Annotated in this window: 19 protein-coding genes, 1 pseudogene and 1 riboswitch; of the genes and pseudogenes, 13 read left to right on the top strand and 7 right to left on the bottom strand. The window is 64.6% G+C overall.

Annotated elements, in window-relative coordinates; genetic code table 11:
* Positions 1 to 221 precede the first annotated feature (221 nt).
* Positions 222 to 1691, bottom strand: coding sequence for an MFS transporter (locus tag CK224_RS26970; RefSeq protein WP_245426251.1), 1470 nt, complete (start codon positions 1689 to 1691; stop codon positions 222 to 224).
* 92 nt (positions 1692 to 1783) lie between these two features.
* Between CK224_RS26970 and CK224_RS26965 the strand changes: the two genes are divergently transcribed.
* A complete protein-coding gene (locus CK224_RS26965) occupies positions 1784 to 2302 on the top strand; it encodes a MarR family transcriptional regulator (protein WP_095783890.1) in 519 nt (172 codons plus the stop codon).
* Between the two features lie 27 nt (positions 2303 to 2329).
* On the opposite strand, the gene CK224_RS26960 is transcribed toward CK224_RS26965, so the two are convergent.
* Complete coding sequence (locus CK224_RS26960) at positions 2330 to 3574, bottom strand: FAD-dependent oxidoreductase (RefSeq protein WP_095783889.1); 1245 nt, start codon at positions 3572 to 3574, stop codon at positions 2330 to 2332.
* A 4-nt stretch (positions 3575 to 3578) separates the two neighbouring features.
* Positions 3579 to 4967, bottom strand: coding sequence for a PLP-dependent aminotransferase family protein (locus CK224_RS26955; protein ID WP_095783888.1), 1389 nt, complete (start codon positions 4965 to 4967; stop codon positions 3579 to 3581).
* A gap of 284 nt (positions 4968 to 5251) precedes the next feature.
* Between CK224_RS26955 and CK224_RS26950 the strand changes: the two genes are divergently transcribed.
* The 4 genes from CK224_RS26950 to CK224_RS26935 are packed head-to-tail and all read left to right on the top strand — an operon-like array spanning position 5252 to position 9593.
* Positions 5252 to 6430, top strand: a complete 1179-nt coding sequence (locus CK224_RS26950) for an ABC transporter ATP-binding protein (protein ID WP_082980453.1) — start codon at positions 5252 to 5254, stop codon at positions 6428 to 6430.
* The gene (locus CK224_RS26945) at positions 6427 to 7479 is read left to right on the top strand and encodes an ABC transporter substrate-binding protein (RefSeq protein WP_066994707.1); all 1053 of its coding nucleotides are present in this window, start codon (positions 6427 to 6429) and stop codon (positions 7477 to 7479) included. Before CK224_RS26950 ends, CK224_RS26945 begins: the two co-directional genes overlap by 4 nt.
* Before the next feature lie 9 nt (positions 7480 to 7488).
* Complete coding sequence (locus CK224_RS26940; RefSeq protein ID WP_095783887.1) at positions 7489 to 8769, top strand: ABC transporter permease; 1281 nt, start codon at positions 7489 to 7491, stop codon at positions 8767 to 8769.
* Positions 8770 to 8771: 2 nt separating this feature from the next.
* Positions 8772 to 9593 (top strand): ABC transporter permease, encoded by an 822-nt coding sequence (locus tag CK224_RS26935; protein WP_095783886.1) that lies wholly within the window; start codon positions 8772 to 8774, stop codon positions 9591 to 9593.
* Positions 9594 to 9759: 166 nt separating this feature from the next.
* Here CK224_RS26935 and CK224_RS26930 read toward each other — a convergent pair whose 3' ends face one another.
* The 3 genes from CK224_RS26930 to CK224_RS26920 all read right to left on the bottom strand — a co-directional run bounded on the left by CK224_RS26930 (position 9760) and on the right by CK224_RS26920 (position 12056).
* Complete coding sequence (locus CK224_RS26930) at positions 9760 to 10023, bottom strand: hypothetical protein (protein ID WP_245426249.1); 264 nt, start codon at positions 10021 to 10023, stop codon at positions 9760 to 9762.
* A gap of 357 nt (positions 10024 to 10380) precedes the next feature.
* Positions 10381 to 11046: an aldolase gene (locus CK224_RS26925; RefSeq protein WP_066994698.1), complete on the bottom strand. Its 666-nt coding sequence runs from the start codon at positions 11044 to 11046 to the stop codon at positions 10381 to 10383.
* Positions 11043 to 12056 (bottom strand): LacI family DNA-binding transcriptional regulator, encoded by a 1014-nt coding sequence (locus CK224_RS26920; protein WP_245426247.1) that lies wholly within the window; start codon positions 12054 to 12056, stop codon positions 11043 to 11045. The genes CK224_RS26925 and CK224_RS26920 overlap by 4 nt, the downstream gene beginning before the upstream one ends.
* Before the next feature lie 222 nt (positions 12057 to 12278).
* On the opposite strand from CK224_RS26920, the gene CK224_RS26915 reads away from it, so the two are divergent.
* The 5 genes from CK224_RS26915 (at position 12279) to CK224_RS26895 (ending at position 17515) form a co-directional block, all read left to right on the top strand.
* The gene (locus CK224_RS26915; protein WP_095783884.1) at positions 12279 to 13592 is read left to right on the top strand and encodes an MFS transporter; all 1314 of its coding nucleotides are present in this window, start codon (positions 12279 to 12281) and stop codon (positions 13590 to 13592) included.
* Positions 13593 to 13624: 32 nt separating this feature from the next.
* The gene (gene ltnD / locus CK224_RS26910) at positions 13625 to 14596 is read left to right on the top strand and encodes an L-threonate dehydrogenase (RefSeq protein WP_095783883.1); all 972 of its coding nucleotides are present in this window, start codon (positions 13625 to 13627) and stop codon (positions 14594 to 14596) included.
* Positions 14597 to 14613: 17 nt separating this feature from the next.
* Complete coding sequence (otnI, locus tag CK224_RS26905) at positions 14614 to 15423, top strand: 2-oxo-tetronate isomerase (RefSeq protein ID WP_095783882.1); 810 nt, start codon at positions 14614 to 14616, stop codon at positions 15421 to 15423.
* Positions 15420 to 16697 (top strand): 3-oxo-tetronate kinase, encoded by a 1278-nt coding sequence (otnK, locus tag CK224_RS26900; RefSeq protein WP_095783881.1) that lies wholly within the window; start codon positions 15420 to 15422, stop codon positions 16695 to 16697. The genes otnI and otnK overlap by 4 nt, the downstream gene beginning before the upstream one ends.
* Positions 16698 to 17053: 356 nt before the next feature.
* Positions 17054 to 17515 carry a phasin gene (locus tag CK224_RS26895; protein ID WP_095783880.1) on the top strand — a complete coding sequence of 154 codons (462 nt, stop codon included), beginning with the start codon at positions 17054 to 17056 and terminating at the stop codon, positions 17513 to 17515.
* A gap of 223 nt (positions 17516 to 17738) precedes the next feature.
* On the opposite strand, the pseudogene CK224_RS32135 reads toward CK224_RS26895, so the two are convergent.
* Positions 17739 to 17875 (bottom strand): annotated as a pseudogene (locus CK224_RS32135) (sugar kinase); the annotation flags it as partial.
* A gap of 500 nt (positions 17876 to 18375) precedes the next feature.
* A riboswitch (TPP riboswitch) is annotated at positions 18376 to 18487 on the top strand.
* 112 nt (positions 18488 to 18599) lie between these two features.
* On the opposite strand from CK224_RS32135, the gene thiC reads away from it, so the two are divergent.
* From thiC to thiS, 3 genes are read left to right on the top strand one after another with little or no spacing between them, the layout of a single operon-like run.
* Positions 18600 to 20420 carry a phosphomethylpyrimidine synthase ThiC gene (thiC, locus tag CK224_RS26890; protein ID WP_095783879.1) on the top strand — a complete coding sequence of 607 codons (1821 nt, stop codon included), beginning with the start codon at positions 18600 to 18602 and terminating at the stop codon, positions 20418 to 20420.
* Complete coding sequence (gene thiO, locus CK224_RS26885; RefSeq protein ID WP_095783878.1) at positions 20417 to 21400, top strand: glycine oxidase ThiO; 984 nt, start codon at positions 20417 to 20419, stop codon at positions 21398 to 21400. Before thiC ends, thiO begins: the two co-directional genes overlap by 4 nt.
* Positions 21384 to 21581, top strand: a complete 198-nt coding sequence (thiS, locus tag CK224_RS26880; RefSeq protein WP_066994668.1) for a sulfur carrier protein ThiS — start codon at positions 21384 to 21386, stop codon at positions 21579 to 21581. The genes thiO and thiS overlap by 17 nt, the downstream gene beginning before the upstream one ends.

Raw genomic sequence — 21581 nt, 5'->3', positions numbered from 1 at the left:
TTCGTCGAGGCCGCGACCCACCTGCGCCGAGGCCGGTTTTGCGTGCATAGCGTTCCCGAGATGGGTTACGCCGTCCAATTCAGAGTTCGCCGTCAGCATCATCACCCAGTTGAATGACGAATGCGCGGACGACCATCGCCCACCTAAAGCCAGCTATCGGCCTGTTCCTTCAGCCCCGGCAACTCAGATCCGTGATTTCCACGCTGTTCCGGCATTTGAAATCACATCTCCACGGGCTGGGCGTCGGTCTGATCCTTGTTGAACCGCGGCAGCAGCCCGGTGCACAGGACCAGCATGACGACAATGACGAACTGACATGCGATGACCGTGCCGAAGGCGTGCGAAATGCTCGCCGGCTCCAGTGCCAGGTAGAGCGTGCCCAAGGTTGCGACCCCGAGCGCCAGGCCCGACTGCTGTAGGGTGATGAGGACGCCGCTGCCGACGCCCGCCAGATGCTTGGGGACATCGGCGAGCACGGCCCGGAACAAGCCCGAAAACAACATCGATTGTCCGGCCCCGATCACGACCAGCGGCACGGCAAATTCGAGGAGGCTCACCCTTGGCCAACTGGACACGGTGATTGCGATCAACGTGACCAGTCCAAGCGCCTGCAGGAGACCCCCGGCCGCGAGCGCCCCACGACCGAAACGGCCGATGATGCGCGGGCTGACCACTGAACCGATGAAGAACATCGCCGCCATCGGCAGGATGGCGAGGCCGCTTTCGAGCGGGTTGGCGCCGAGCCCGTTCTGGACGGTGAGCGCGAAGACGAACATGAAGGCGCCGAAGCCGACGCTGAACAGCGTGATCATGGCCAGGCCGCGCGACATCGAGGGCAGCTTGAGCAGCGACGGCGGCAGCAACGGCATCTCGCCGCGCGCTTCGGCGGCCCTTTCGACGGTGACCGTCGCGACGGCAAGCAAGACGGCTGCAGCCAGCATTGCCCACGTCCATGCCGGCCAGCCGAGCGAATGGCCTTCGGTCAGCGGCACCAGCAGAGCCGTCAGCGTGGCGGCGAAAAGTATAGTGCCGGCGACGTCGATGCCCGCGGGGTGCGGCGAGCGGTTGGCTGGCACGACCGCCCGCGAGGCGAAGAACACCATGACGCCGAGCGGGATGTTGATCAGGAAGATCGGCCGCCAGGACGTGCCGAACAGATTGGCGCTGACCAGCAGTCCGCCGGCGAGTTGGCCGACAACCGCGGCGATGCCCGAGGTGGCGCCGTAAAGCGCGATGGCCCGGGTCTTGCGTTCGCCTTCCAGCGTGGCCTGGAAGGTCGCAAGCACCTGCGGCACGAGCATCGCCGCCATTGCGCCCTGGACCAGGCGGGCGGCGATAAGGAGATCGATGGTGGGTGCCAGACCGCAGGCGAGAGAGGCGAGGATAAACCCGGAGAGCCCGACCAAGAACAGGCTATGGCGTCCAAAACGATCGCCCAGCCTGCCGCCGAGAACGAGCATGGCGGCGTAAGCCACACCATAGACTGAAACCACCAGCTCAAGTGCGGCCGGCGTAGCCTGCAGCGAGGTGGCGATGGTCGGCAGCGCCACGTTGACGATGAAAAAGTCGGCGATCGGCAGGAAGGCGCCGGCGAGCAGAACGTACACGCCAATCCCGTGCAGCCCGCCGGCGCGGGCCATGGAACGAGGTGTGTGCCAAGCGTGCCCGGCGGCGATTGTCGAGTTGGTCATCCGAACCTCCAGATGTGTATGAAATCATAGTTATATTGTCATAATGATTATGCTCATATACATAGCCGTTCGAAGTCTGTAAACTGCGCCCTATGGAAACCGACCCGGAATCGTCCGCACGCAAAGCTCCCCCGGCTGTTCGCTGGGCGGACCTGGCCGACTTGATTCTCATCATTGCCCGTGAGATTCAATTTCGCGGTTACCGGGACGAAAAAGCGCTGTCGCTGTCGCAATCGGAGGGCATGGTGATGCGCCACCTCGTTGCGCACGCTTCCGCAACGCCCAGCCAGATCGCGACGGCGACCGGGCTGCAGCGCACCAATGTTTCCACCGTGCTGCGCGACCTGGAAGGCAAGGGGCTGATCGAGCGCCATGTCGACCCGCAAGATCGCCGGGGCGTCAGCGTCCACCGCACCCGGCGGGGAGCCCACAATTACGCCCTGGTGCGCAAGGAGTGGGCAACTGCCGTATCCGAGGCCGCCGGCGGCGACACACGCAAGCTCAATGCCGCGCTTGAGCTTCTCAGATCCATCGAAGCCGGCCTGACCGCAATGCGACCGATAGACGGCGACGGTCCGGGGCGAGTTTCCGCCCGCCGCCGGAACCTCTAGTCGCGGTCAAACGTGGGATTCGCCTGTTCAGAACCGGGCCGAGCTGAAGGCGGACAGCAATGTGCTGTCCTTTCCGTGAATCACGTCGGCGACTAGTCGGGCAGTAATTGGTGCGAGGGTGAGTCCGAGGTGACCGTGGCCGAAGGCGTAGATCACGTCCGGCGATTTCCTCGAGGGTCCGATCACAGGGCGCGAGTCCGGCAGGGACGGCCGGAAGCCTAGCCATTGCGACGATGGCTGGCCGAGATCGGGGAAGAACTGCCGCACACCGCGATCGAGCAGCGCCAGCCGGCGCGGATTGGCCCCTGCTTCGAGCCTACCCAGCTCGACGGTGCCGGCAACTCTCAGCCTGCCGTCCATCGGCGTCATGTAGAAACCGAGATCGACCGGGCAGACCGGGCGGTTGAGCAAAGGTGTCGTGGTCGGAAACTCGAGATGATAGCCGCGCTCGGTCTCCAACGGGATCCGGTCGCCGGCCCGGGCAGCGAGCGGCCGCGACCGCGCGCCCGCCGCAATCACTACTTTTTGCGCCGTGACGGCGAGGCCCGGGCCGCTCAGCCGCACGCCGCCTGCCCCCGTTGCGAGGCCGGTGACGCTCGCGCGCATGAGTTGAGCACCCCTGGCGGTAGCGGCTGCCGCCAGCCGCGCCATCACCGCCTTGGGATCGCTGACATTGATCGAATCCGGGAAATAGAGCCCCTGGGTCTCGAACGCCGCCAGCCGCGGCTCCAGCGCGCCCACCTGATCGGCGGTCAGAACCTGCTGATGAACGCCGAGCTCGGCGCGCAAAGCCCGTCCACTCTCGGAGGCGGCAAAATCGCTGTTGCGGCGATAGACATAGAGGCAGCCATTGCGGCGCATAAGATCCTGAAGTCCGGCCTCCTGCACCATTTCGCCCCAGGCCGGCAGCGCTTCGGCGAGCAAGCCGGCAAGCGCCAGTGCATTGGCGCGGGTTGCCGCCGGCAGCGACTGGCGGACAAAGCGGATGAGCCATGGCGCGAGCTGGAAAAGCGCTGCCCAGCGCAGCGAGAACGGGCTTTCGGGATCGAGCAGCAGCTTCGGCAACGCGTGCAGCACGCCGGGATTGCCGACCGGCATGCAGGCATATTCGGCAATCGTGCCGGCATTCCCGAACGAAGCGCCCGAGCCGGGCTCGTGCGGGTCGATGAGCAGGACCTCGCGACCCTCGCCGGCAAGGCGCAAAGCGGTCGCCAGCCCGATGACGCCGGCGCCGATGATGGCGATCTCGACTGATTTCGGCGAGGAGGCCATGGTCTCAGACAAAGCCAGGCAGTTGCAAATGGCCGGCGGCGAGCAGCTCGGCCATGGTGGTGAGCGCCGAGCGCAGATCCTCTTGCGATCGCGCCGCGCCGACATTGATGCGCACGCCGTGCTGGACCGGCTCGCGGCCGACGGCGAAGGCATCACCTGGCAGGACGGCGACGCCGCGCTCCAGGCAGGTGCGGGCAAAGCCCGCGCCGCGCCACGGCTCGGGCAGGCGCAGCCAGGCATGGGTCGAGGTCGGCTGGCTCTGGATGTCGAAGCGGCCGAGGATGTCGCTCAGGATAGCCTGACGCTGGCGCAGTTCCTGTTTCTGGATGTCGATGATGCGGGCGGCGGCGCCCTCCTCGAGCAGCCTGGCTCCGATCAGTGCGGTCAGCGGGCTGATGCTCCAGCAGTTGATGCGCAGCGCCGCGGCGACCTGGCCGGCGATCGGGCGCGGGGCGATGACGAAGCCGAGGCGCAGGCCGGGCGCGACGCATTTTGACAGCGCGCCGAGATGGATCGTCAGCTCCGGCTCGAGGCTGGCGAAGGACGGCGGCGGATCGTCGGCCAGCGGCCGGTAGACGTCGTCCTCGATGATCAGCACGTTGTGGCGCCGGGCGACCGAGGCGAGTTCGCGCCGACGCTCCTGGCTCAACGTGATTGTCGTCGGATTGTGCAGCGTCGGCACGAGGAATACCGCGCGCGGGCGAAGCTGCGCGCAAGCCGCCTCGAAGGCGTCCGGCCGCATCCCACCGCGATCCATGGCAACGCCCCTGAGATCAAGCCCGTGCACGCGGCAGAGGGCATTGATGCCCTGGTAGGTCACCTCGTCGGCCAGCACCACCTCGCCCTGCCGGGTGACGGCGCCAAGAACGCAGTCCAGGCCATGCTGGGCGCCGGCGGCGAGCACGACGCGGCCCGGGTCCCCTTCACCGGCGACGGTTTTGAACCAATCGGCGACCGCGACACGACCCCAAAGCGGTCCCTCCGGCGGATGATAATCCTGCAACGAAGCGTAGTGGCGATCCTTGGAAAGACGCGGCATCAGCGTCGCAACGGCGTCGAGATAGGCTGACGTAGGCGGCCGGTTGACCGAGAGGTCGATGACGCCGCTCTGGTCGCTCGGCGCTGACACGAAGCCCGGCCGCTCGACGATGTCGCGGGCGGCAACCGTGGTGCCGCGTCCGGGACGCGCCTCAAGAAGGCCTTGCTCCTGCAGGGTGGACAACGCCCGCGTCACGGTCGTGACATTGATGCCCAGGGCGCGCGCGATCTCGCGCTGCGGCGGCAGCCGGTCGCCGACGGCAAGCGTGCCGGCTGCGATGCGTTCGGCGATCGCGTCGGCAAGGCGGCGATAGACAGGGCTTTCGTCCTCGGTGAGGCGAAGATTTTCGAGCATGCGGATTTCGAACTGCGGCTGGTACTGAGTTGTCGGGCATTTAGCATAAGACAACGATCCCGACAATAGAAATTGTCCTACACTCAACTTCGGGAAAATTATCACACAATGCCGCGTTTTACGGCTTGACGGGCAAACTTGTCCGCATCTATGGTCGGTTCCAGCCTAATTGTGTGATCATACAAGTCGGACGGCGCGCGTAGTTCGCGGCCGGTACCGGGAGGACGAGGCATGGATCGCAAGCCATTTGATAAATCGCACGCTGGCAGCCGGGGTTGAGGGCGATGAGCGCCAGCCAAGCCGCTGCGCCGGCCCACGGAGCTGCCACTGCGCGTCCCGTGCTGGCGAGCGCCGGGCCAGGCTTCGTCGAATTCGCCGAGGTCGAGAAATCCTATGACGGGCGGACCTTCGCGGTGACGCGGATGAACCTCAGCGTTGCGCGCGGCGAGTTCTTGACGCTGCTCGGGCCCTCCGGTTCCGGCAAGACGACGACGCTCAATATGCTCGCCGGCTTCGAGCGGCCGACGCATGGCACGATCACGCTGGAGGGCCAGCCGGTCGACCGATTGCCGCCCTATCAGCGCAACATCGGCATGGTGTTCCAGAACTATGCGCTGTTCCCGCATATGACGGTCGAGGAGAATGTCGGCTTTCCGCTGTCCGTCCGCCAGGTGAGCAAGGCGGACATCGCGGCCCGCGTCGGCCGCGTGCTCGACATGGTGCGGCTGAAGCAATTCGGCGACCGCCGCCCGGCGCAGCTTTCCGGCGGCCAGCAGCAGCGCGTGGCGCTTGCCCGGGCGCTGGTGTTCCAGCCGAGCCTGGTGCTGATGGACGAGCCGCTGGGCGCCCTCGACAAGAAGTTGCGCGAGCACATGCAGCTCGAGATCAAGCAGATCCATACCATGCTCGGCGTCACCATCGTCTATGTTACGCACGACCAGAGCGAGGCGCTGACGATGTCCGACCGCGTCGCGGTCTTCAATCAGGGCGGCATCGCCCAGCTCGGCTCGCCTGACGATCTCTACAACACCCCGCAAAGCTCATTTGTGGCGAGCTTCATTGGCGAGAACAACACGCTGGAAGGCGTGGTCGACCGCGTTTCGGGGGAGCAATGCCGCGTCCAGTTGAACGGCGGCGGCGAGATCGCCGCGCTGGCGGTCGGCGTGACGCAAGGCAGTCCCTGCCATGTCGCCGTCCGGCCCGAGCGGCTCAACCTGTCGGCCGCCGCCGATGGCGGCAACGCACTGGCGGCAACTGTCGACGGGCGCATCTATCTCGGCGACCACCTGCGGCTTCTGGCCAGGCTCGCCAATGACCAGGTGCTGACCGTCAAGCTCGGCCCCGAAGCAACGATGGCGAATGGTGAGACCGTGACGGTCTCCTGCGCGCCCAACGATTGCCGCGCCTTTCCGGCCGATGCCGGAACGGGTGGTGCCATTCCAAAACAGGGGAAAACGACATGAAACATCTGAGAACACGTCTGATCGCCCTCGCGGCCGCCACGGCGTGCATGACCATCGCCGGCGCCGCCTTCGCCGAGGAGCTCTCGATTATGGCGAGCGGCGGCGCCTGGCAGGACGCTCAGCGCAAGGCCTGGTTTGAGCCCTTCGCCAAGGAAACCGGCGCCAAGATCCTCGAGCAGGAATATCTCGGCGATCTCGGCAAGGTCAAAGCCATGGTGGAGACCGGCAACGTGCCGATCGACCTGGTGACGGTGGAAACGGCGACCGTGCTGCAGGGTTGCGACGCCGGCATCCTCGAACGGCTCGACTATGCCAAGATCGGGCCGCGCGACAAGTTCATCGAGGGCTCGGCGCTGGATTGCGGTGTCGGTCTCGACGCTTACGGCGACATCCTCGCCTATGACCCGACCGTGCTCAAGGAAGCGCCGACCTCGGTTCTCGACCTCTTTGACACGAAGAAATTCCCGGGCAAGCGCGCCATGCGCAAGTTCCCGGCGCAGAACCTCGAATGGGCGCTGATGGCCGACGGCGTGGCGCCGGCAGACGTCTACAAGGTGCTGGCAACGCCGGAAGGCGTCGACCGCGCCTTCAAGAAGCTCGACACGATCAAGAAGGACATCGTCTGGTGGGATGCCGGCGCGCAGCCGGCGCAGCTTCTCGCCTCCAAGGAAGTGGTGATGACCACCGCCTGGAACGGCCGTATCCAGAACGCCATCGACACCGACAAGAAGCCATTCAAGATCGTCTGGAACAACCAGATCCTCGAATATGACATGATCGCCATTCCGAAGGGCGCGCGCAATCCGGAGCTCGCTTATAAATATCTCGCCTACATCAGCCAGCCCGAGAACAACGCCAAGCTCGCCAGCTACATCACCTACGGGCCGGTGCGCACCGACGCGGCATCCTTCGTAGCGGCTGACGCCTTGCCCAAACTGCCCAACGCTCCCGACCATCTAGCAGGCGCCTATCTGGTCGCCGACACCGAGTTCTGGGGCGACTATGGCGAGGACCTCGTCAAGCGCTTCAACGCCTGGCTGGCCCAGTAGGAAGGCGAGATGTCGGCGCTCCAGCCCAGCGAACTCGACCGGCCGACGCTGGCCCGCGACCGGTCAGCCGCCGACGCGGATCTCAAATCCGTGTCGGCGGCGCTCCGGCGCGCCGAATTCGGCGACCGGATGCGTTCGCTGCTGCTGGCCACGCCGCTGCTCGTCCTTCTGGCGCTGAGCTTCGGCATCCCGATCCTGCTGCTGCTGTCACGCGCCGTCTATGATCCGACAATCGCGGATGCCTTGCCCAAGACGACCGTGGCCCTGGCCGGCTGGAGCGGCCAGGGCCTTCCGGGCGACGATGCGTTCGCGGCGCTCGCGGCGGACCTCAAGGACAACCAGGCCAAGGGCACGGCCTATGAGCTTGCCAAGAGCCTGAACGCCCGCTTGCCTGGCGCGCGCAGCCAGGTGCTGAAGACGGTGCGCAAGCTCGAAAGCGCCGACGGCCAGGCCGCGCTCGAGGCCATGAAATCGGTGCCGTTCTGGTCGGCACCGTCGACATGGCCGACGATCCGGAGCGGCACAAACAGCCTCACTTCATTCTATCTGCTCAGCGCGCTCGACCTGCGTTGGAACGCCGCTGGCGGCATCGAACGGGTGCCGCCGGAGCAGGCGATCTTCATCCAGGTGTTCCTGCGCACCTTCTTCGTCGCGGCGTCGGTGACGCTGGCAACGCTGATCCTCGGCTTTCCGCTCGCCTATCTCATCGCCAACGCGCCGAAGGGATTGGCGGCCATCCTGATCGTCGCCGTGCTTCTGCCTTTCTGGACCTCGATCCTGGTGCGCACCGCAGCCTGGACGGTGCTGTTGCAGAAATTCGGGCTTGCCAATGATTTCCTTCTCTTTATCGGCGTCATCAGCGACCGGCTCGACCTGATGTACAGCCGCATCGGCCTGATCATCGCCATGACCCATATCCAGCTGCCGTTCACGTTGCTGCCGATCTACAGCGTCATGCGCACCATCCCGCCGTCGCAGATGAAGGCCGCCTATTCGCTGGGCGCCAGGCCATTCACCGCCTTCCGCCGCATCTACATTCCGCAGGTGTTCCCGGGCGTGATGGCCGGATGCATGCTCACCTTTATCCTGTGCCTCGGCTATTACATAACTCCGGCGCTGATCGGCGGGGCGAGCGATCAGCTGATCAGCAATTTCATAGCCAACTACGTCAATGTCGAACTGAATTGGGAGATGGCGGCGGCGCTGTCCTTCATCCTTCTCGTCTTCACGCTGGCGCTGTTCGGCATCTTTGCCCGTGTCCTCGGCCTCGACCGCCTGAAGCTGGTGTAGCCATGCTTTTGTCCCCCTACCCCACGACCGGCGAACGCATCCGCGTCGCCCTGCTCTGGCTGTGGTGCGGGCTGGTGATCCTGTTCCTGCTGGTGCCTATCCTGATCCCGGTGCCGCTGTCCTTCAACAGCGGCTCCTTCTTCATCTTCCCGCTCGAAGGCCTTTCGACGCGCTGGTACGAGGTGGTGCTTGGCACGCAGCGCTGGCAGGCGGCGATCGGCAACAGCCTGATCGTCGCCTTGGGCACGACGGTGATCGCGACGACGCTCGGCACGCTGACGGCGATCGCACTCTCCGACGAGAAGTTCCCCGGCCGGCGCATCATCATGCCGCTGCTGCTGTCGCCGCTGATCGTGCCGGTGGTGATTACTGCCGTCGGCTCGTACCTGTTTTACGCGCGGGTCGGTCTGGCCAGCACCTATGCCGGCATCATCCTGGCCCACACCGCTCTGGCCAGCCCCTTCGTGGTGGTGACGGTGGGCGCCAGCCTCACCGGTTTCGACCGCAATCTGATGCGGGCCGCGGCGATCTCCGGCGCAAAACCCCTGACATCGTTCTTCCGCGTCATGCTGCCGCTGATCCTGCCCGGGGTGCTTTCGGGCGCGGCCTTCGCCTTCGTCACGTCCTTCGACGAAGTTGTCGTCGTGCAGTTCCTGGCCAGCGCCGGCCAGCGCACCATGCCGCTCGAAATGTTCATCGGCTTGCGAGAAAAATTGAGCCCGGCGATCACCGCCGCGGCGACGCTGATGATGGCGCTTTCAATCGTGCTTCTGGTGATCGCCAATCTCCTGGCGCGGCGCGGTCGAACGGCCCGCATTGCATGAAGCGTGGTTGCTGTCGCAGCGCAACGAGGGTGAGCGGACGCGACTGGACCAATAGCGATCTTCAACCGAGCTGACACGCTATTGGGCCAAGGTTGCCGCTGATGCTCAGCGCATGGCAGACATCAGCTGCCGTGGGTTCATCGAGCCGTCATGCTCATGCTTCACATTAGGACAACCGAATACGTTGATCCGATCGTCCCCCAGAAGGCCTCCTGACCCGGTTTCCCGCCGGGCTTTCTTTTTCGCTTGCATCCAGCTTCGGTCGGATGGAGCCGATTGCGCTTACGATGGCATCGGCGGCGTGGCAGTCCAAGGCAATATCCAGGATGCCTTCCGTCGTGCGGATCGAAAGGATGCCAAGATTGCCCCCCTCATCGGCAACCGTGTGGACATGGATTTCGGCTGGCACAAAAGGCGATGCCTTTTTCATTGCGCATCCCCCCTTTTCCTGGGGCAACAATCGCGCAGTCCGGCTAAGCATTCAAGCGCGCTTGGGTTGAACTGGCGTGGCCGCAGACACGCGAGGCGCCCGCCACGACCTTGTCGCACTGGTAAGGGATGCTTTGGACTTGGGAAGTGGGAGATCTTCGGGATGCGAATGTTTCAAGAGCGGGCATTCAGGCTGGCGTGGGCATCGTCGTGGTGACCCATTTGGGAACGCTGCCGATTTCTATCTCGACGGCAGGAATTCTGCTGAGCTGCAGCTTTTGAAACTTAGCAACATGCTCAGGTAATACCCCCCAACCTATGCAATCCAGGAGCGCCTCACGAAGGTCGAAATCGGGTCTCAGTGGTCGTGCGCACCATGCTCCTGCAGCGAAAGCCCAAAAGTCCGCACCAGGTCGCTGACCTGCTCCGGTGACAGATAGCGGGGGTTGAGGCCGCGCAGAAGCAGATAGAGCTTTGCCGTTTCCTCCAGCTCTTCGGTAGCGAATACCGCCGCCTCAAGCGTCTCGCCCGCGACAACGGGACCATGGTTGGCGAGCAGCACCGAAGAGTAGCGTCCGGCGAGGCCTTTTATTGCATCGGCTACCGCAGGGTCTCCGGGACGGAAATATGGCACCAAAGCCGTCTGTCCGGCGCGCATGAGATAGTACGGCGTCATTGGCGGCAGCACCGACTTGGGATCGATCTCGGGAAGCATGGTGACGGCCACCGCATGGGTGGAGTGCAGGTGCACAATCGCACCCGCTGCTGCCCGCGTCTCGTAGAGGGCGGTATGCAGGGGGATTTCCTTGGTCGGCGCATCGCCCGCGACGAGTTGCCCTTGCGCGTCGAGCCTGGCAAGGCGAGCCGGATCGAGAAAGCCCAACGATGCGTTCGTCGGCGTCACAAGCCAGCCGCCGTCATCGAGCCGCAGACTGATATTGCCCGATGATCCCGGTGTCAGCCCGCGCTCGAATAGGGAACGGCCGAAGCGGCATATCTCTTCGCGAAGTTTGGCCTCGCTCATGTTGTGGCTCCCTCGATCAGTTCGAACCCGAGATCGATCTTCGTCGGCGGCCCGTCGGAGCAGACCAGCCGAGCACCGGTCTCTCCGACCGCGACGCGTGGCGTCCGGATGGTGGAAAGCGGTTGTGGCGCCGCGCGTGCGACGTCCAGGCCGTTATAGCCGAAAATCGCCAACCGGCCGGGAATGGCGATGCCGCGGGCAAGGCAATGGAAATAACCGCCAATCGCCATGTCGTCGTTAGAGAAATAGACGGCATCGAGATCGGGGGCGCGCCCGAGCAGCCGGCCGAGACCGTCGCGCCCGGCCTCGATCGACGAAGATGAGGGAATGATTTCTTCCGCGGCGACTTCAAGGCCTGCCTCTGCGAGCGCCGAGCGAAATCCGGCGAAGCGTTTGGCGACGCGCAGATCGCGGCTGAGATCGTGGCCCACATAGCCGATGCGCCGATAGCCGCGCGAGACCAGGTGACGCGCGCTCGCGCCTCCCGCCTCGCGGTTGGAATAACCGACGACGATGTCGATGCCATCGCCATCCGAATCGAGCAGTTCGGCGACCCTGATGCGGGCGTGCCTGAGCATGGCCACGGTACGCTCGCTGTGTTCGAGTCCGGCCACCATCATGCCCGCCGGACGCCAGCTAAGCAGCGACTCGACGAGGGTTTCCTCGCGGCCCTGTTCGTAGTCCGTCACCGCGACGACAGGCTGGAATCCGGCGCCCACCAGCACCGTGTTGGCGCCGCGCAGCATGTCCGGAAAGACGATGTTACTGAGCGACGGTATCACGATCCCGACCAGCTTGGAGCCGGTCGAGGCCAGCGTGCCGGCGATGCGATTCGGCACATAGCCGAGGCTTCTCGCGGCATTGAGGACGCTCTCGCGTGTCTTGGCCGAAAATGAACCGTGCCCGCGCAACACGCGCGAGGCGGTGCTCTCGCCGACGCCGGCCGCGCGTGCGACATCGGTAAGGGTCGTCGTCCCCGTCGGCGTGCCGTCGGCCAGCTCGTCGGCCACTTTCGATCTCCCCGCTGGAGCGCGACGTCGCACTGGACCGTCCTCGCCTCCGTCCATCCTCTTTTGCCATGTCGCGGCAACCTTTTCAAACAATTGTTGGCAGCGCTGCCACTTTTTCGTTGGCAGCGCTGCCAATCCCATGTTACCCAGTTACGCAAGCGCTGCCAAAACCGCCGCCGGCGGGGCGCGCTGACACCCCATTCACAGTCAAGGGAGGAACCAATGACCGTGCTTACACCTGCGCTACCGGCGCAAGCCGCAGCTGAAATCGAAACGAGGAGAACCGCCTACAGCAAGGTCTTCTGGCGCATCGTGCCGTTCCTGATGCTGTGCTACGTCGTTGCCTATCTCGACCGCGTCAACATCGGCTTCGCCAAGCTGCAGATGTCGGCCGACCTCGGCTTCAGCGAGACCGTCTACGGCCTCGGCGCCGGCATCTTCTTCATCGGCTATTTCCTGTTTGAGGTGCCAAGCAACGTCATTCTTCACAAGGTCGGCGCGCGCATGTGGATCGCGCGCATCATGATCACCTGGGGTTTGATCTCAGCTGGCTTCATGTTCGTCACGTCCGCGCCGACATTCTACCTGTTGCGCTTTCTGCTGGGCGTCGCCGAAGCCGGGTTCTACCCGGGGATCATCCTTTTCCTCACCTACTGGTATCCCTCGCATCGCCGGGCCAAGATCATCGCGGTGTTCATGTCCGCGATCCCGGTCTCGGGCATATTGGGCAATCCTCTTTCCGGCTGGATCATGGATTCGTTCGATGGCGCCCACGGCCTCGCCGGATGGCAATGGATGTTTCTTATCGAGGCGGTTCCAGCCGTCCTTCTCGGCATCGCTGTCTTGTTCTTCCTCGACAACGGCATTCGTCAGGCCAAGTGGCTGAGCGAAACGGAAAAGCAGGCCCTGGAAGGGGAGATCGCACGCGAGGAGCGTCACAAGGAGAGTGGGCATTCGGTAGCCGGTATCTTCCGCGATCGCCGAGTTTGGCTGATGTGCCTGATCTACTTCACCTTCGTGATGGGCCAGTACGGGCTGACTTTCTGGATGCCGACCCTGGTCAAGGCGACCGGCATCACCGGAAACTTCAATATCGGACTGATCAGCGCGATCCCCTTCATCTGTGCCGTCGTGGTCATGAATCTGTTCGGACGCAGCGCTGACAGGCATCGCGAGCGCCGTTGGCACCTGGTCGTTCCGGCACTGCTCGGCGCCGTCGGTTTCGTCGTCGCGGCCGCCAGCTCGAATCTGACGATCGCCATCGCCTTCCTGTCCGTTGCAGCGGCCGGAGCGATCACCTGTGCGCCGCTGTTCTGGTCGCTGCCGACGTCATTTCTCGCCGGGACAGGTGCCGCGGCAGGCATTGCGCTCATCAATTCGGTCGGCAATCTGGCCGGCTTTGTTAGCCCGTATCTCGTCGGCTACCTGAAGGATTTGACCGGCGCAACGCAGGTGGGCATGTATGCGCTCGCCGCAATCCTGGTGCTCGGCGCGGTCCTGGTGCTGACGACGCCACCCAAGCTGGTCAATCGCTAAACCGGACTGCGTTTCCAACAAGGATCTCCGTGATGACCGTTTATGATCGAAGCAAGGAAAACCCCGCCGGGGCAAGGACGAATCGGGCCGCCCTGATCGGCATCGGTTCCATGGGACTTGGCATGGCCATGTCGCTCAGGCGGGCCGGGTTTGAAGTGGCTGGCTTCGACGTGGACGCCGCGGCCGTCGCCCGGCTCGTCGACGCGGGCGGCCGAGGCGCGGCAAGCCCCGCCGAGGCCGCTGAAGGTGCCGACGTCGTCGTGTCGGTGGTCGTCAACGCCGCGCAAACGGAGGCCATCCTGTTCGGTACGAACGGCGTCGCCGAAACCATGGCCGAGGGCGCGGTTTTCGTCTCCTCGGCCACGATCGATCCCGATGCGGTGCGCCGCCTTGCCACGCCGCTCGAAGCGACGGGACGGCTCTATCTCGACGCGCCGATCAGCGGCGGGTCAGCGCGCGCCGCCGAGGGTGCGCTCACCATTCTGGCCTCCGGCAGCCCTGCCGCCTTCGCCAGAGCGCGGCCGGCACTGGATGCAATAGCCGCCAACGTCTATGAACTCGGTGACGAGCCGGGCGTTGGTGCAGCCTTCAAGATGATCAACCAGTTGCTTGCTGGCGTGCATATCGCGGCGGCCAGCGAAGCCATCGCATTTGCCGCCCGGCAAGGGCTGGACATCCGCAAGGTCTACGAGGTGATAACTGCCTCCGCAGGCAATTCGTGGATGTTCGAGAACCGGGTGCCGCACGTGCTGGACGGCGACTACACGCCGCGCAGCGCGGTCGACATCTTCGTCAAGGACCTCGGCATCATTCAGGATATGGCCCGCAGCGCCAAATTCCCGGTGCCGGTGGCCGCAGCCGCGCTACAGATGTTCCTGGCGACCTCGGCGGCTGGAATGGGCCGCGACGACGACGCATCCGTGGCCCGGCTCTACGCAAAGATCACCGGCACCGAACTGCCTACCACCCGCAAACCTGGCCAAACCGGCCTGACATCGGCCTGAGGAAGACTGGATCGCCCATGCCCCGCTTTGCCGCCAACCTGACAATGATGTTCAGCGAGTGGCCGTTCCTGGATCGGTTCCAGGCGGCCGCCGATGCCGGCTTCCGTGCGGTCGAATTCCTGTTTCCTTACGAGCACACGCCCGAGGCGATCGGCGAGCGCCTTCGCAGATACGGTTTGACCCAGGCTCTGTTCAATTTGCCGCCTGGCGATTGGGCCGCCGGCGAGCGAGGATTGGCCGCCTTGCCCGATCGATTTGCCGAGCTCCAGGCCGCCGTGGCATTTGCCCTTCCCTACGCGGAGGCCACGGGCGTGAAGCGTCTGCATTTGATGTCGGGGCTCGCCGCTCGCGAGGACAGGGCGGCCGTGGATACCTATCGCAAAGCGATCATCTGGACCGCCGGCAAGCTTGCCGATCGCGGCATCGACCTGGTGATCGAACCGATCAATGGCCGCGACATGCCGGGCTATTTCCTCAATGACTTCGACTTTGCCGAGCAGCTCATCGGCGAACTGGCCCTGCCCAATCTCAAGCTGCAGTTCGATGTCTATCACCGCCAGATCCTGCACGGCGATGTCGTCATGGCGTTGCGCCGGCTGCTGCCGATCATTGGCCATGTCCAGATCGCAAGCGTACCCTCCCGCCATGAGCCGACTTCGGAAGAGCTCAACGACCGGTTCATCTTCGCGGAACTGGACGGGCTGGGCTATGATGGTTTCGTCGGTTGCGAATATCGGCCCAGCGGCACGACACTTGAGGGGCTCGGCTGGTTCGCCCCCTTTGCCGGCGAGCCCCTCCCCCAGGCTGGCATCGGAGTTTCGCCATGAGCCTCGCCCTCGGCGCAATTGCGGACGACTACACAGGCGCGTCCGACCTGGCCAACACGCTCGCCAAGGAAGGCCTGCGCACGGTTCAAACCATCGGCGTTCCGGCCGCAGGTCTCGATCTTCCCGAGGTCGACGCGGTTGTCGTCTCGCTCAAGATCCGTTCGGTTGCGGCAGCGCAGGCGGTGGAGCGCGCCCGCGCGGCCGACCAATGGCTGCGCGCCCGCGGGGCAGCGCATGTGATGTACAAGATCTGCTCGACCTTCGATTCCACCGATGCTGGCAATATCGGCCCGGTGCTGGACGCCTTGCGTCACGACGTGAACGAGAAATCGGTTTTGGTGACGCCGGCCTTTCCGGAAACCGGCCGAACCGTCTACCAGGGGAATCTTTTCGTCGGCGCGGTGCCGCTCAACGAGAGTCCGCTCAAGGATCACCCGCTCAATCCCATGCGCGATGCCAATCTGGTGCGCGTACTCGCCCGGCAGAGCATGGCAGCGGTCGGGTCGATCGACCTCGCGACGGTCGCGCGCGGCGCGGATGCGATCCTCGCGCGCAACGCGGCGATTTCCCAGGATGGGGCCGGAGCGGCGATCACCGACGCCGTCTTCGAGAGCGATCTTGAAGCGATCGGCGCCGCAGCCTTGGCACAACGCCTGTCGGTCGGAGCGTCCGGCCTGGGATTGGGTCTCGCCCGCGGCCTGGTCGCCGCCGGCACCGCGCAGCGCCATCAACGGACGGTGCTGCGGGATCGGCCGGCCAAGGGGCCCGCGGCGTGCTTGGCCGGCAGCTGTTCGCGGGCGACCCTGACGCAGATTGCCCGCGCCGAAGAGGCGATGCCGGTGCTGAGGCTCGATCCGGAAAGGCTGATGAGCGGAGCGGCGGAGACGCACCGTGCGCTCGCATGGGCGGCCGCCCGCTTGGCCGATGGCCCCGTGCTCATCGCCAGCAGTGGATCGCCCGAGGTGGTTTCGGCGCTGCAGGCGCGGCATGGACGTGAGGCTGCCGGTCATGCGATCGAGCAGTCGCTGGCGACGATCGCCGAAGGTCTGGTCGAACTCGGCGTGCGCAGGTTGGTCGTGGCAGGCGGCGAGACGTCCGGCGCCGTCGTGGACCAGCTTGCCATTCCCGCCTTCGAGTTGGGCCCCGAAATCGCCGCGGGTGTCCCCGCGCTGCGTGCACTCGGCAGCCCGCACGGCGAGCTGCTGCTTGCTCTGAAGTCAGGCAATTTCGGCGGCGACCGTTTCTTCGCCGACGCCTTGGCCGTTTTGGCATGAGGAGTGACGGGGTCTTGGCTGTCCAAGGATAACTGAGAAGGTCGCGCCAGGGTCGAATGGCAGCGATGGATTCCGAAGAGGCCGCTCCTAAGAAGGTGATGCTCAATTTCGGCCGGCGGACCTGCCGAATGACGACAGCCAATACGACCTGCCGATCGCGCTCGGCCTGAAGGCTGCCTCCGGCCCGCACGCGAACGGGCAGTTCAGGCCTTTGCCTCTCCAAGTTTGTAGCAGCGCGCCGGCCGGCGCAGTGGTGCCCTCGAGCGACAAGTCGCCCCTTCATAAATCCGTAGTGTCGATTTCGTAGATGAAACAGGGGGCTTTGTGTAATGCCACTCTCTGGAAAAGGATGGAAAATGTCCAAGATCCCCGGCAAGACCGAAACGATCGAAAACGCGGAATCCGCTACTTACGAGCCGTACAAGGTTACCGAGCAGGTTCGCGCTGTCGCCGAACAGGGCGTTGAGCAGGCGAAGGAAGCATTTTCCAAATTGGAATCGAACGCCGAGACGACTCAAAAGGCTCTTGAGTCGACCCTTGAGGTGGCCAAGACCACCCGCAACGAGGTGTCGCTGAAGACGATCGCAGCTCTGCGAGCCAATGCCGAAGCCGGCTTCGCTCACCTCGAAGCACTGGTTGCCGTCAAGTCGCCATCCGAGTTCTTCGAGCTGCAGGCCGCTCTCGTGAACAAACAGATCGACACTTCCGTCGAGCAGGCCAAGACCCTGCACGCGGTGATGTTGAGAGCCACCGAAGACGTATCCATGCCGATCAAGGATGCCTTCGAAAAGGCCTTGAAGAACCTCAAGGCCGCTTGACTGCTCAGGCAATCCGAGACCGGAGGTCGCCGACCTCCTCTGCTCGTTACGACATCAAGACCGGCACCTTCGCGCCGGTCTTTTTCCATTCGGCCGGCGTCGTTTGCACGAACCTCATCCATCGGCCAAGCATCGCTTTTCCAAACAGTTGGCTACGGAAAGGCGCGCAGAGACGGAGACGAAGGCCCGAAATCGGGACGAGGACGCCGCTTTGGTCCTGCAGCTACTTGACCGTTGATCGTTGCAGCCCGGTGCCGGCGATTTCTCCGGGGCTGCTTTCGAAGTCGAAGAGCCTTTGGGTCGCAAGCGCCGCGGCGCCACGCGCCCAGGAATCGTCTGCCCAATCTGTGTAATCGGCGGCGGGTTCCACATGGCATAACGCTTCAATGCATCGCGCATTGGCCCGAACAGATAGTCGCCAAAGGTCGCAATGGCGGTACGCTGATCCTGTCGGCATTGAGCGGGACGCGGGACGAGAACAACCACATCATTCGCGAACAGGCTCCCGGCAAGGCCCTTGCAGCCGTTTTGGGAACGCTGCAACTCGACCCTTACGGCTGCGCAATAATTCGGTCCTGAACAAATCGAACCAGCGTCCGTAGACGCCGAACAGATGCTCTTCGAGGCGAAAAATGCGTTCTTCAATCCGCCGCCACAAGGGATCGCAAAAGCGTTTCCTTGGCGGATGACAAGTGGGCCCCGACTGCCAGCTCGACGCGCGCAAGGTCGTGGCTCAATGGGCGTCGATGTAAGAGATGCTCGATCAAAGCTGCGTGGCTGCGCCGCTTCTCGTCGCTTGTTCGAGGCTGGAGAAGTCATGAAGTCGAGTTGACAGGATAGCGTCGCATCGTCCAACCTAGGCGCCTCACCAGGGGAGTCCCGGCAAGGGGCTGAGATACTGCTATCGCGCGCAGTGACCCGTTGAACCTGATCCAGTTCATACTGGCGTAGGGACGGTGCGAGGCTTCGCGGGTCGGCAATCCGGCTTCGGCATTCGGGCAGTGCCCGCATTCTAAGCGAAGCGTCACTTCCTCCTCATCGCGTGGACTGGGTCTCCGTTGCACTCGAGCAAGGAGGCTCACTCATGAATGCCCACAGCCCGACCGTCACCGTCGGCGAACTCCCAGCTTCGAAGAAGGTCCACAAACCCGGTCAGCTTCACCCGGAGCTGCGGGTGCCGATGCGCGAGATCTCGGTCCACCCGAGCGCCGGCGAGCCGCCGGTCACTGTCTACGACTCGTCCGGCCCCTACACGGACGCCACGGTGAAAACCGACATCGAGCGTGGCTTGCCACGGCTGCGCGAGGCATGGATCGAGGCGCGCGGAGACGTGGGGCGCTACGAGGGCCGCACGATCAAGCCGGAAGACAACGGCTTCGTCTCAGCCGATCGCCTGACGCCGGAATTCCCGGTTCGCAACAGACCGTTGCGCGCGGCCGGCGGCCGCGCCGTCACCCAGCTCGCCTATGCGCGCGCCGGCATCATCACGCCTGAGATGGAGTTCGTCGCCATCCGCGAGAACCTCGGCCGGGAGCAGTTGCGTTCGAAACTCCAGCGCGATGGCGAGAGCTTCGGCGCCGCGATCCCCGATTTCGTCACCCCGGAATTCGTGCGCGACGAGGTGGCGCGCGGCCGCGCCATCATCCCGTCCAACATCAACCACCCGGAAAGCGAGCCGATGATCATCGGCCGCAATTTCCTGGTCAAGATCAACGCCAATATCGGCAACTCCGCCGTCACCTCGTCGATGGCCGAGGAGGTCGAGAAGATGGTGTGGGCGATCCGCTGGGGCGCCGACACGGTGATGGACCTCTCGACCGGACGCAACATCCACAACATCCGCGAATGGATCGTGCGCAATTCGCCGGTGCCGATCGGCACGGTGCCGATCTACCAGGCGCTGGAGAAGGTCGGCGGCGTCGCCGAGGAACTGACCTGGGAGGTGTTCCGCGACACCCTCATCGAGCAGGCCGAGCAGGGCGTGGACTATTTCACGATCCATGCCGGCGTGCGCCTGCCCTATATCCCGCTCACCGTCGACCGCGTCACCGGCATCGTGTCGCGCGGCGGCTCGATCATGGCCAAGTGGTGCCTGCATCACCACAAGGAGAGTTTTCTCTACGAGCATTTCGAGGATATCTGCGACATCGCCCGGTCCTATGACGTGGCGTTCTCGCTCGGCGACGGCCTTCGCCCCGGCTCGATCGCCGACGCCAATGACGCGGCCCAGTTCGCCGAACTGGAAACGCTAGGCGAACTCACCAAGATCGCCTGGGCCAAGGACTGCCAGGTGATGATCGAAGGGCCCGGCCACGTGCCGATGCACAAGATCAAGCAGAACATGGACAAGCAGCTCGCGGTCTGTGGCGAAGCGCCGTTCTACACGCTCGGGCCGCTCACCACCGACATCGCGCCGGGCTATGACCACATCACATCGGGCATCGGCGCGGCGATGATCGGCTGGTTCGGAACGGCGATGCTCTGCTACGTCACGCCCAAGGAGCATCTCGGCCTGCCCGACCGCGACGACGTCAAGACTGGCGTCATCACCTACAAGATCGCCGCTCACGCCGCCGACCTGGCCAAGGGCCATCCAGCCGCCAAAATTAGGGACGACGCGCTGTCGCGGGCGCGCTTCGAATTCCGGTGGGAGGACCAGTTCAACCTGTCGCTCGATCCCGAGACGGCGCGCGCCTTCCACGACGAAACCCTGCCGAAGGAAGCGCACAAGGTGGCGCATTTCTGCTCCATGTGCGGTCCCAAATTCTGCTCGATGCGGATCTCGCATGACATCCGCGCGGAAGCGCAGAAGGAAGGGCTCGCGGCCATGGCGGCGAAGTACCGCGACGGCGGCGATCTCTATATGCCGGTCGACAGCACCTCCGAGCGCACGGACACGCCATGAAGGTGCTCGTTCGCGGCGCTGGCGTTGCCGGATTGACACTCGCGCACGAGCTGGCAACGCGCGGCGCCGAGGTGACCGTGGTCGAGAACCGGCTAGAGATCGCCGGCAATGCCTCCTGGCAGGCCGGCGGCATGCTCGCGCCCTGGTGCGAGCGCGAGAACGCCGAAGAGACCGTGCTGACGCTCGGACGCGGCGCAGCCGACTGGTGGGACGCCGCCTTGCCCGGTCATGTCGCGCGCCGCGGCACGCTGGTGCTGGCGTCTGCCCGCGATGCCGGCGAACTCGACCGCTTCGGCCGCCGAACGTCCGGCTTCAGGCATTTGGACGCCAGCCAAATCGCGGCACTCGAGCCGGCGCTCGAGAGCCGGTTTGGGCGCGGGCTGTTCTTCGCTGAGGAAGCGCATCTCGACCCACGCAAGGCGCTGCTTTTCCTGCGCGACAAGCTGCGCGGGATGGGCGCGCGCGTCGAGTTCGGCCGCAGCTCGGCGCCGGCATCTCAGGATATCGAGGTGGACTGCACCGGCAGCGGTGACAGGCGACCGGAACTGCGCGGCGTGCGCGGCGAGATGCTGATCCTGCGAACGCACGAGATCTCGCTGGCCCGCCCGGTGCGGCTGCTGCATCCGCGCGTCTCCGTCTATGTCGTGCCCCGCGCGGAAAACCTGTTCATGGTCGGCGCGACGATGATCGAGTGCGATGCCGAAGGCCCGATCACCGTGCGCTCGACCATGGAGCTGCTCGGCGCCGCCTATGCGCTGCATCCGGCCTTCGGCGAAGCCGAGCTGGTCGAAACCGGTGTTGGCGTGCGTCCCGCATTCGTCGACAACTTGCCTCGCGTCGAGCGCGACGGGGGGAATATTCGCATCAACGGCCTCTACCGCCACGGCTTCCTGCTCGCGCCGGCCATGGCGCGGCAGGCAGCCGACCTCATCCTGGGAAATCCTGGAGCAAAGGAGTTTGCCCTTGAAGCTCACCGTTAACGGCCAAGCCCATGAAGTCGCGGCCGAAACGCTTGCCGCGCTGCTCCGCGAACTTGACTTCCAGGGCAGCTGGCTCGCCACCGCGCTGAACGGTGACGTCGTGCCAGCCGGGGAGCGCGACCGCTGCCGGCTCGCCGATGGCGACCGCATCGAAATCCTCTCGCCGATGAAAGGAGGCTGA

This window comes from Mesorhizobium sp. WSM3862 (assembly GCF_002294985.1).
In the GTDB taxonomy this organism is placed as follows: Bacteria; Pseudomonadota; Alphaproteobacteria; order Rhizobiales; family Rhizobiaceae; genus Mesorhizobium.
Note: the sequence above shows the minus strand (reverse complement) of the source record. Positions and strands in the feature narration are given on the sequence as shown.